The 228-nt window shown below is 39.9% G+C and carries 1 pseudogene; it reads left to right on the plus strand.

What is annotated here, in order from left to right:
• Positions 1 to 228: pseudogene (locus WG67_RS08220) on the plus strand (tRNA (N6-isopentenyl adenosine(37)-C2)-methylthiotransferase MiaB); the annotation flags it as partial.

Raw genomic sequence — 228 nt, forward strand, 5'->3', positions numbered from 1 at the left:
CATTGAAATTAGTTGCAAATGGGTCAAATGAGATCAATTTGCTTGGTCAGAACGTCAATGCTTACCATGGGGAGTGCGAAGGGGAAGTGTGGGATTTAGGAAAATTAATTAGTCATATTGCTAAAATTGAAAAGCTAGAGAGGATTCGTTATACAACTTCTCATCCAAAGATATGCATGAATCTCTCTACTTGGCACATGCGGAAGAGCCAAAGCTCATGCCGTTTGT

Source organism: Wolbachia endosymbiont of Drosophila incompta (genome assembly GCF_001758565.1).
GTDB lineage: Bacteria > Pseudomonadota > Alphaproteobacteria > Rickettsiales > Anaplasmataceae > Wolbachia > Wolbachia pipientis.